This window comes from Streptococcus sp. 2018110, assembly GCF_019754115.1.
Taxonomy (GTDB): domain Bacteria; phylum Bacillota; class Bacilli; order Lactobacillales; family Streptococcaceae; genus Streptococcus; species Streptococcus hashimotonensis.
The window spans coordinates 57,517-67,772 of record NZ_JAIJZO010000013.1; the positions used below are offsets into that span (position 1 = coordinate 57,517).

At 43.9% G+C, this 10,256-nt stretch carries 10 protein-coding genes; 1 reads left to right on the forward strand and 9 read right to left on the reverse strand.

Translation table 11 applies throughout. The annotated features are described in order from the left end of the window. The first annotated feature begins 23 nt into the window (after window positions 1-23). The gene (pbp3, locus tag K5Q34_RS08345) at window positions 24-1,265 is read left to right on the forward strand and encodes a D-alanyl-D-alanine carboxypeptidase PBP3 (RefSeq protein WP_024406548.1); all 1,242 of its coding nucleotides are present in this window, start codon (window positions 24-26) and stop codon (window positions 1,263-1,265) included. A gap of 277 nt (window positions 1,266-1,542) precedes the next feature. On the opposite strand, the gene sufB is transcribed toward pbp3, so the two are convergent. The 9 genes from sufB to K5Q34_RS08390 all read right to left on the reverse strand — a co-directional run. Then, window positions 1,543-2,958, reverse strand: a complete 1,416-nt coding sequence (gene sufB / locus K5Q34_RS08350; protein WP_024379508.1) for a Fe-S cluster assembly protein SufB — start codon at window positions 2,956-2,958, stop codon at window positions 1,543-1,545. Window positions 2,959-3,101: 143 nt separating this feature from the next. Next, the gene (sufU, locus tag K5Q34_RS08355; protein ID WP_074391666.1) at window positions 3,102-3,542 is read right to left on the reverse strand and encodes a Fe-S cluster assembly sulfur transfer protein SufU; all 441 of its coding nucleotides are present in this window, start codon (window positions 3,540-3,542) and stop codon (window positions 3,102-3,104) included. After that, window positions 3,529-4,752 carry a cysteine desulfurase gene (locus K5Q34_RS08360; protein WP_221864830.1) on the reverse strand — a complete coding sequence of 408 codons (1,224 nt, stop codon included), beginning with the start codon at window positions 4,750-4,752 and terminating at the stop codon, window positions 3,529-3,531. Before K5Q34_RS08360 ends, sufU begins: the two co-directional genes overlap by 14 nt. A 3-nt stretch (window positions 4,753-4,755) precedes the next feature. Further along, window positions 4,756-6,018 (reverse strand): Fe-S cluster assembly protein SufD, encoded by a 1,263-nt coding sequence (sufD, locus tag K5Q34_RS08365; RefSeq protein ID WP_024406545.1) that lies wholly within the window; start codon window positions 6,016-6,018, stop codon window positions 4,756-4,758. 16 nt (window positions 6,019-6,034) lie between these two features. Beyond that, on the reverse strand, window positions 6,035-6,808 hold the full coding sequence (sufC, locus tag K5Q34_RS08370) for a Fe-S cluster assembly ATPase SufC (protein WP_002938165.1): 774 nt from the start codon (window positions 6,806-6,808) through the stop codon (window positions 6,035-6,037). Between the two features lie 356 nt (window positions 6,809-7,164). Then, window positions 7,165-8,337 (reverse strand): glycosyltransferase family 4 protein, encoded by a 1,173-nt coding sequence (locus tag K5Q34_RS08375; RefSeq protein ID WP_221864831.1) that lies wholly within the window; start codon window positions 8,335-8,337, stop codon window positions 7,165-7,167. Beyond that, on the reverse strand, window positions 8,334-9,056 hold the full coding sequence (mecA, locus tag K5Q34_RS08380) for an adaptor protein MecA (protein WP_002938171.1): 723 nt from the start codon (window positions 9,054-9,056) through the stop codon (window positions 8,334-8,336). Before mecA ends, K5Q34_RS08375 begins: the two co-directional genes overlap by 4 nt. Window positions 9,057-9,183: 127 nt before the next feature. Further along, complete coding sequence (locus tag K5Q34_RS08385) at window positions 9,184-10,020, reverse strand: undecaprenyl-diphosphate phosphatase (protein ID WP_024410806.1); 837 nt, start codon at window positions 10,018-10,020, stop codon at window positions 9,184-9,186. A 65-nt stretch (window positions 10,021-10,085) separates the two neighbouring features. Continuing rightward, window positions 10,086-10,256 (reverse strand): transposase (locus K5Q34_RS08390; RefSeq protein ID WP_367303171.1); only part of this gene is annotated, 171 nt, incomplete at its 5' end.

The following is a 10,256-nucleotide window of genomic DNA, read 5'->3' on the forward strand; positions in this document are numbered from 1 at the left end:
AAATAACAGCCAAAGGAATGATTATGCGTAAATTTTTACTAACACTCACTACAGTTATTGCTCTTTTTTTCACTTCCACACCTATTTTGGCAGAAGATTTTTCTGTTGCAGCCAAGCATGCTATCGCAGTTGAAGTAAGTAGCGGCAAAATCTTGTATGAGCAAGATGCCGAAACCAAAGCAAGCATTGCTTCTATCAGTAAGACATTGAGCATTTACCTGGTCTACGAAGCACTGGCAAAGGGGGAAATCACTTTAGATACTATGGTAGATATTTCTGATTATCCCTATAGCCTCACTTCTAATACAGAATTAAGTAATGTCAACCTAGATGAACGTTCCTATTCAGTAAGAGACCTGTTAAACGCTTCTTTAATAACATCATCCAATAGTGCTATTATTGCTCTGGCAGAAAAAATAGCCGGTAGCGAAGCTGCATTCGTGGATCGAATGAAAGCAAAAGTCCAAGAATGGGGAATTACTGACGCAAAGATTGTCAATGTATCCGGACTAGACAATACCGACTTGGGTGAAAATATTTATCCAGGTTCCAGTCCTGAAGATGTAAATATGTTTTCAGCCTTAGATGTTGCTATCATTGCTAGACGATTAATACTCGACTATCCTCAGGTACTTGACATTACCTCACTAAACGCCTACGATTTTGGTGGCTACACTTACTATAGCACCAACCAAATGCTAAGCGATGGTACTCACGCTCGTGGAGGGGTTGACGGCTTAAAAACAGGGACCTCAAACTCAGCAGGTTCAAGTTTTCTTGCAACAACTCAACAAGCTGGTATGCGCATTATCACAGTAGTATTGAATGCCACTGATGGGCTGACCTCTCCAGAAAATCGATTTGTCGCGACAAATGATTTGATGAACTATGTTTATTCTAACTTTTCGCTTGTTACGCTAGTAAAAAAAGGGGAAGCTTTTGAAGGTAGTAAGATAAAGGTTTTCAATGGTGAAAAAGAAACAAGTCCTGTTGTTGCAGCAGCAGATTTAACTGTTGTTCAACGAAATCAAACTGATAATGTCCCCACCGCAACTTTCACAACGGATATAAAAGAAATTGATGCTCCCCTCAAAGCAGGGACCTTGGTTGGCAAACTGCAACTGAAAGATCAAGACCTCATTGGAAAAGGTTATATTTCCGAGCAAGCTAGTGTCGATATGATTATCCCTAGCGATATGAAAGAAGCATCCTGGCCATTCTCTTGGTGGAATCAATTTGTCCGCTATGTCAATGAAAAATTATAAAAAATAGTATGTCGAACGATTTCGACATACTATTTTTTTATCGCAGAGTGACATCCGCTACTCCTCTTCTCCTACTTCAGTAGGGGAGTTTGACGGGCTTGAACAGCTTTAAAGCTGTTTGAGTCACAAGGTTAGCTGAATTACAAAGAGGAGCGACTGCCGTCGCTCCCTATTTCCAACGTCGGTTGGAGAGAGTTTCTACGAAACTCCTAGCTACATATCGTTTTCTTACAGAAAACGACGAGCGTGGAAGGTAACAATTCCCCGAATTGTTACCTTAACCCACGCTCCCCTCCATCTCATAGGCAATCAGTCTGTTGAGTTCGACTGCGTATTCCATTGGGAGTTCTTTGGTGAATGGTTCGACAAAGCCCATGACAATCATCTCTGTGGCTTCTGACTCGGATAGACCTCGGCTCATGAGGTAGTAGAGCTGTTCTTCTGAGATTTTTGATACTTTGGCTTCGTGTTCGAGAGCCACTTGTGAGTTGTGGATTTCATTAAATGGAATGGTGTCTGATTTAGAAATATCATCCATGATAATGGTGTCACACTCGATGTGGCTAATCGACTTGGCTGAGTTTTTCGCAAAAGTGACTTGACCACGGTAATTGACTTCTCCACCGCCACGGGCAATGGATTTGGACACGATAGAAGATGAGGTGCGTGGGGCATTGTGGATCATCTTGGCACCGGTATCCTGGACTTGACCTTTATTGGCAAAGGCAATGGACAACATGGTTCCACGAGCCCCTTCACCTTCTAGGTAAACCGCTGGATATTTCATAGTCGTCTTGGCACCAAGGTTGCCGTCAATCCACTCAACTGTGGCATTTTTCTCAGCACGGGCACGCTTGGTTACCAAGTTATAGACATTGTCTGACCAGTTCTGAATGGTTGTATAACGCATATAGGCACCTTCGTGGGCAATGATTTCCACAATAGCAGCGTGAAGGCTGGCCGTTGAGTAAGTCGGAGCGGTGCAGCCTTCTACGTAGTGAACACTTGCCCCTTCATCTACGATGATAAGGGTGCGTTCAAACTGACCTGTCCCCTCATTGTTGATACGGAAGTAGGTTTGAAGTGGAATATCCAGCTTAACACCTTTTGGTACATAGATGAAGGTCCCACCTGACCAAACCGCTGAATTGAGGGCAGCTAGTTTATTATCTGACGGCGGAACGAGTTTTCCAAAGTATTTTTTGAAGAGCTCAGGGTGTTCCTTGAGAGCCGTGTCGGTATCTGTAAAGATAATACCGTGCTTGTCGTACTCTTCCTTCATGTTGTGGTAGACCACTTCTGATTCGTACTGGGCAGAAGCTCCTGCCAGGTAAGCACGCTCAGCTTCTGGAATCCCGATGCGTTCAAAGGTTTCCTTGATTTTGTCTGGCACATCATCCCAGCTACGTGCTGGCTTATCCGACGGTTTTTGATAGTAAACAATATCATCAAAATCCAGTTCAGACAAGTCGGCTCCCCAGGTCTGCATAGGCATTTTCTTGAAGGTTTCATAGGATTTCAAACGGAATTCCAACATCCATTCAGGCTCGCCTTTGATACGGGACATTTCACGAATGACTTCTTCGCTCAAGCCCTTACCAGTCGAAGCCACCAGTTCCACGTTTTCATCATGGAAACCGAATTTGTATTCCCCAAGGTCAATCGGGGTTGGTTCAATTCTTTCTTCTGACATAATATAAGATACTAAGCCCAAAAAGTATGAAAATAACAGTTACGCTCTCTTCAATACTTGCTGGGCCTGTTCAATTTCAATTCCAATCAGAAACTGAACAATCCTTTCTGTATGATTTTCGTTTTTTGTTTATTCGATGGTGCTCAGTCAGCACTTTCACTGCGTTCGATTGTCTTCTTTAAGGCATTCCATGGAAGTGTGGCACATTTGATGCGTTGAGGAAATTTGGCAACGCCTGCAAGGAGCGAGGCATCTCCTAGATCCTTCTGACGTGTGTCTTCTTGGCCTTGGACCATTTGTGAGAAGATTTCCGCTAGTTCTTGAATCTGACTGATTTCTTTACCAAGGACTGCCTCGGTCATCATGGACGCCGACGCGGTTGAAATGGTACACCCAACTCCGTCAAAAGCGATGTCGGCAATCCGACCATTTTCAATCTTGACTGACAATTCAATCACATCGCCGCAGGTTGGGTTGTGGAGTTCTAGCTTTTCCACTCCGTCCAAACTTCCGCGGTGACGAGGCGACTTGGAGTGTTCAGACACAACTGCCATATAAAGAGAATCTAATCTAGATAGGGCCATTGAAAAACTCCTTTGTCTTGATAATTGCCTCGACCAACTTATCACAGTCGGCCTTGGTATTGTAGATGTAAAAACTTGCTCGCACGGTGGCTGGCACCTGCAAATACCTGAGAAGCGGTTGGGCACAATGGTGGCCAGCCCGCACAGCAACACCTTCATAGTCCAAGGCAGTTGCCACGTCATGTGGATGCAAGTCGTCCAAGTTAAAGGCGATAACTCCCGTCCGCTTGGACAGGTCCTGACTGCCATAAATGGTCAAGCCTGGAATAGCCTGCAATTTTGGAAAGACATAGTCAGCCAGTTCCGCCTCGTGGGCCTGGATAGCGTCCATGCCAATTTCCGTTAGGTAATCAATAGCTGCTCCCAGCCCAATGGCACCTGCAATGTTAGGCGTTCCAGCTTCAAACTTCCAAGGTAATTCTTTCCAAGTGGCTGACTGCTCATAGACAAAATCAATCATCTCACCGCCGAATTCAACAGGCGACATGAGATTGAGCAATTCTTCCTTGCCGTAGAGAACGCCGATTCCTGTCGGTCCTAACATTTTATGACCTGAAAAGGCATAGAAGTCCACGTCTAATTCTTGCACGTTGACGGCCATGTGGGGAACTGACTGGGCTCCGTCCACCACCAAGTAGGCACCGACTTCATGCACCAGCTCTGCTATTTCCCCAATAGGAACCACGCCACCTAGGACATTGGATACGTGGGCTAGGGAGACGAACTTGGTCTTAGAAGACAACAGCGACCGCAGGTGGTCCATGTCTAGCTCGCCGTCTTTTAGGGTCACATAGCGGAGCTTAGCACCTGTTTGCTGACAGGCTTGCTGCCAAGGGATGATATTGGAGTGGTGCTCTTGGACCGAGATGATCACTTCCTGGTCTGGCTGGAGAATTTCCTTTGCAAACTGAGCTACCCAGTTAAGACTGGTGGTCGTTCCTCTGGTGAAGAGGATTTCCTTGCTAGACTTGGCCTGGATAAAATCTGCCACCTTCTGCCGAGCCGCCTCGTAGCGAGCAGTTGCCCGTTCCGACAAGGTGTGAACGCCACGGTGAACATTGGCATTATCCCTCTGGTAATAATCCGCCAGCACATCTAGTACCTGCTGCGGTTTTTGAGTGGTCGCCGCATTGTCCAAATAGACCAGCGGCTCATCGTTAACAACTTGGTCTAGGATTGAAAAATCCTTGCGAATGCGTTCCAAATCCATATCTTATCTCTTTGTTAGTTTTTCTTCAATCACGGCAATCAGTTGGTCACGAACTTCCTTGACAGGAATTTCGGTAATGACTGCGCCAAGGAAACCGCGAACAACCAAGCGTTCAGCAGTTGCTCGGTCCAGACCACGACTCATGAGGTAGTACATATCTTCTGGATCTACCTGACCGATTGAGGCTGCGTGTCCAGCTGTGACCTCATTTTCATCGATAAGGAGAATTGGGTTGGCATCGGAGCGAGCCTTGTCAGACAACATGAGGACACGGCTTTCTTGCTGGGCATCTGCACCTTTAGCACCACGAACAATGTGTCCGATACCATTGAAGGTCAAGGTTCCGCTTTCTAAGATAACCCCATGTTGCAGGATGTGTCCGACCGAATTATGACCATAGTTGGTCACGCGGGTGTCAACACCTTGTACCTGACGACCAGATGAAAGGCCGACAACTTTGAGATTGGCATGACTGCCGTTTCCTTTCAATTCGCTGTCCAAATCGGCAACCACATTTCCTTCGTTGAGCAGACCAATCGCCCAGTCAATCGTTGCATCGTTTCCGAGGTAGCCACGACGGTTGAGGTAGGTATCCAAATGCTTACCAAGGCGGTCAATGGCCGCAAACTTGATTTGGCTACCAGCAAGAGCAATTACTTCTACAACAATATTGGCTGAAGTCGCTGCTGCTCCGTCACCTAGACTTTCAAAGCGCTCCAGGTAATTAAGCTTGGCATTTTTTCCTGCGATGATGAGGACGCGTTTGTTAAAGGCAACTGGACTGGTGCTGTCTTGGTAGAAAAGGGCCTCAACTGGCTGGTCGATTTCAACATTATCTGGTACGTAGAGGACAGCTGTTGCGTTAAAATAAGCTGTGTTGTAAGCCGCTAATTTGTGCTCGTCGTAGGCTACGGCAGCGCCGATGTATTTTTCAAGTACATCTGGAATGATGTCCATAGCCGATGCGAAGTCTGTAAAGACTACACCCTTCTCTACAAGGTCAACCGGCAACTGCTCTAGAACAGTTTGGCTGCCAACCTGTACCAACATAGGATTGTCACCGATGGCTGTAAAATCTGGAACTGCCCCGATTTCATCATTTGTAGCTAAGCTTCCGTCACCCAAATTCCAACGATGAAACTTGACCCGCTCGATAACCGGCAAGTCCAGCTCTGCTATTTTGTCAAAAGCCTTAAGACGCAGGTCTGTCAACCAAGTTGGTTCTGCCTGCAAGGCTGAAAATTCTTGAATTTTTTCTTTGGTCATAGCTTCCTCCAAAGACTTAAATGTCATCTTCTTTGTAGTCGATGCCAAGCTCTGCTGCAACTTGGACATATCCTTCTTTTTCCAAGCGTTGCGCCAATTCTGGTCCGCCTGAAAGCACGACACGACCTTCCATCATGACATGGACAACGTCTGGTGTGATGTAGTTGAGCAAGCGTTGGTAGTGGGTGATAATCATGGCACCGAAGCCTTCCCCACGCATAGCATTGATTCCTTTTGACACGACTTTAAGCGCATCAATGTCCAATCCTGAGTCAATCTCATCAAGAAGGGCAAAAGTTGGTTCCAACATGAGTAATTGCAGAATCTCATTGCGTTTTTTCTCACCACCTGAGAAACCTTCGTTGAGGTAACGTTCTGCCATTTCCTCTTTCATGTTGAGGAGTTCCATTTTTTCATCCAACTTGGTGATGAAATCACGGACAGAAATCTTGTCTTCATCTTCCTTACCAGCATTCATCGCAGCACGAAGAAATTCCGCATTGGTGATGCCTGGAATTTCTGACGGGTATTGCATAGCCAAGAAGAGTCCCATGCGGGCACGTTCATCGACTTCTAATTCTAAAATATTGACACCGTCAAACAGAATCTCACCTTGGGTCACTTCATAACTTGGATTGCCCATGATAGCTGCTGAAAGGGTGGATTTCCCTGTTCCGTTCGGTCCCATGATGGCTGCAATTTCACCTGTTTTAAGGGTCAAGTTCACACCCTTCAAGATTTCTTTGCCTTCAATTTCCACATGAAGGTCTTTGATTTCTAATACTGACATGCTGTGCTCCTTTTCATTTTTGTCCTCTTCAAAAACCACATTAACTGACCAAGCTAACTAGATACACCGATAAGACTCAACTTTGGCAGTGGGAAAGAACCCGACCATTCATAGGGGAGTTCGTCAACAAGTCTTTATTTCTAGTTGTTGAGCTGTTAACCACTACTGCGCTGAGATATTGACGCCAACTTTGAGAAGCGGTGCGGGGCTTGAGCCCAGCCTCTTTTCTTGTTAATGATGATTTTCAGAGAGTGTTAATCTATAAAATAGTCTTTTCTGACAATTTTAATTAACTATATCCACTATATTATATCAAAAAAAGAGCCTGACGGCTCTTATCTTGTTTAGAAAGATTCTTATTTTCTTTTTTTCTCTTCGTAGCACTTTTTATACTTTGCGATTTTTTCTTGACGGTAACTACTATTACCAATAAAACGAAGAAGGTTGAGCAAGGGAGTTCTATTGATACCAAAGATGCCAATCAATTCACAGAGAATCTCAATCCCCAGTCCCATGGTCACCAATAGGAGAATCCCCCCTATTCGACTCGAAACATTGAGCAAAAGAGAGGTCAGGGAGAATAAGAAAGAGATGGCGTAAATCACCAATACTGTGCCACGATGAGTAAGTCCCAGAGAGAGCAAGCGATGATGCAGATGCATCTTATCTGCTTCATAGATTTTTTGCCCAGACAATTTTCGACGAATGATGGCTACTACAGTATCCGTAATAGGCACTCCAAGAATAATCATCGGAGTAACCACTGCAACAGCTGTCGAATTTTTCAGTCCTTGAAGGGACAAGACTCCAATCATAAACCCAATGAAAAGGGCTCCTGTATCGCCAAGATAAATGATGGCGGGATTATAGTTATAAGGTAAAAAACCAACAATCGCCGCAACCAAAACAAAGATGGTTAAGGTCAAAAAAATATTGCTATCATGCAAAAAGAAATAAGACACAATTCCCATCGTTGTCAAGGAAATAATCGATACTCCCGAAACCAGACCATCCAGACCATCAATCAAGTTGACTGCATTCGTAATGGAAACAATCCAAAGGACCGTTAATAGAAAAGAGAGCCAGATAGGAAATTGAAGGAAAGGTCCTCCAAAAGGAATCTTAAAGCTATCAAAACGAAATTCCGTAAAAATCCAAATGATCGTCGCTGCAGCTAGAATACCAAACATTTTAGGAGCAGGCTTTAGCTCCTTGACATCATCAATAAATCCCGTAAGAACGATAATGCTGGATGCTAGGACCAGGGGCCAGATATAATGCAAGTAAGTGCCATGGTAATTGACACGGGTAACAATTCCTGGTAAAAACCATAGGACAGAAATGGTAAATGCCACAAAGATGGCCAGACCTCCCGCTGAAGGCATGGGCACCTTATTTATCCGCCGTGCATTGGGATTATCGACCGCTCCAACCCTCAGGGACATAAAACGAACCAAGGGGGTCGCAATGGCTGATATGACCATGGTTGTAATAATGACCATTATGTATTTTAGAGCAAAAGGAATCATACTGTCGGAACCTTCCTAAGCTCCTCGATTGCCGCAAGCGGAAGCATCAAAGTTCCGTGTTCTTGTAAAGCAGGTCTGGTCAACTTAGTATCATTGGTAAATTCCAACATCCGTGAGAGAATGTAGCCTGGATACTGCTTGGAACGATTTTCTACATTGATAAGAACGGTCAAGTAGTAGTGACCATCCATTTTATATAATTCCGATTCTTCTACTGGATAATCAACCGTACCAACAAAAGTAAACAGATCCTCTATCGTTGGAAATTCCAAGATATAGTAAATATAACGCTCCTGCTCCTCTTCATCTGCTTCTTCCTCTTGCTCTACCTCTTCCAAATGACGAACGGCTGTTGCATCCGGTGCGCTTTTCTCACGAACGGTTTGCTCCAAACTCTTGAAAAACTCATCTGGAGTCATACTTGCGACATCACCAAGTTCCGACAAATCTGTAAATTCATCGAAATTCAAGCTCTGATCCAAATCAGACTTGGTAACAAAGATGTCCACCCGATCTGGCTTCGGAGTCACACGAAAACTCAGCATACCGCTTTCTCGGAAAGTCATTGGTAAATCCAATTCATCCAAAACAGTATAGAAGAACTCCTCTGTCTTTTCTTGCGGAATGAGAAAGTCCGAAAGTTCCATTCCTCTCTCTTCCAAATCATCTAATTTTATAGTGATTTTCAAGGTTGAATCACTAATTTGCTTTACTTTCATAACTACCTCATTCATTGATTCATCAATTTCTTAAAATTGATTGATCATTTTCAATACTCATACATATCTTCCACCATTATACTAAAACCAAGCTCGAAAGACAAAAGAAAAGCAGGTCTCCCTGCTCTTAAAATAAAAATGTGATAAAGGCATAAACCAATAAAATCGCTCCTAAAATGATACGGTAGTAACCAAAAACCGTGAAATCATGTTTTTTAACAAAGTCTGTCAAGAAACGAATAACAACTAAGGATACCAAGTAAGCCGTCACACTAGCGACTAACAAGAGCCATACCTGATCCATATTCAGGCTATTGCCATCTAAGAAATATTTAACAGCCTTCAAGCCACTGTAACCAAACATGGTTGGAATCCCAAGGAAGAAGGTAAAATCTGCCGCCACAGATCGGCTGGTCCCCAAAATGATTGCTCCCAGAATGGTCGCACCTGAGCGACTAGTCCCCGGAACGATACTTAAGACCTGGAAACACCCAATCAACAAGGCAGTTTTATAAGACATTTTCGCTAAGTCCGTCACCTGTGGCTCTACACCTCTGTTACGGTTCTCAATCCAAATAAAGGCAATACCGTAGACAATCAAAGCAATCGCAATCGGTACCATAAAATTGAAGTGCGCTTCAAACCAATTATCCAACGGGACTGCAATTAGGATGGACGGAATACAGGCAATGACAACCTTGGCCCATAATTGCCAAGTCAATTGAATATCACGCTTGGTTTTTCCAGGCTGGAATGGATTCAATTTTTTAAAGTAAATAGTCATAACTGCTAGAATTGCTCCTAGCTGAATGACAATATTAAACATTTCTAGGAAGTTCTTACTTTGGTTTAATTTCACGAACTCTTGAACCAAAATTAAATGCCCAGTTGAAGAAACTGGCAACCATTCCGTTACCCCTTCAATGATTCCTAAAAATATAGCCTTCAACAATTCCAATAGCATAAAAAGCTCCTTTTCATCAATTCTCTACATTATATCATAAAAAAACCCCAAATTTCAAGTTGAAGTTAGCCACCCAAAAGAAATTCACTTGGCGACTTGTAGTCCAAGCATTTTTTAGGGTAGTTGTTAATCCAATTTTCGATAAAAGCGACTTCTTTCGGAGTCGTTTTCTTGGTTCCTTTAGGTAACCATCTCCGAATTAATCGATTATGATTTTCATTTGAACCTCTCTCCCA